This is a genomic window from Frankia sp. CeRuru1 (assembly GCF_977966315.1).
Genome location: NZ_CDWWEW010000541.1, coordinates 2,470 through 2,960 on the forward strand (window position 1 = coordinate 2,470; position 491 = coordinate 2,960).

Sequence of the window (491 nt, forward strand, 5' to 3'; positions counted from 1 at the left end):
ACGGCGACATAACATATGTGCGCACCGGAGAAGGCTGGTGCTATGTCGCCTCGGTGATCGACGCATTCTCGCGGAAAGTCGTCGGCTGGGCCGTCGACAACCACCTGCGCGCCGGCCTGGTCCTCGACGCGTTACGCATGGCAATCTTCCGTCGGCGACCACCCGAGGGAGTGATTTTCCACGCCGACCGCGGCAGCCAGTACACCAGCCACGACTTCGTCGAGTTCTGCAAGAAAAACAAGATCAGGAATTCGGTCGGGCGGACCGGTATATGTTTTGACAACGCCGCCGCGGAATCGTTCTGGGCGACCCTGAAGAAGGAGTTCGTCCACCTCCACGCCTTCGCCGGCCTGAAACAGCTCCGCGCCGGAATCTTCGACTACGTCGAGACGTACTACAACCGCAGAAGGATACATTCCACGATCAATTACATGACGCCCGTCGAGTACGAGGCCGAGTTTGACGGGGAGCACCCACAAGCCGCATAATGG

At 59.7% G+C, this 491-nt stretch carries 1 protein-coding gene; it reads left to right on the top strand.

The genetic code is table 11. The features are described 5' to 3' along the window. Window positions 1–488, top strand: a 488-nt coding sequence (locus AC08OP_RS24055) for an IS3 family transposase (RefSeq protein WP_476616257.1), incomplete at its 5' end; no start/stop codon positions are given. Window positions 489–491 lie beyond the last annotated feature (3 nt).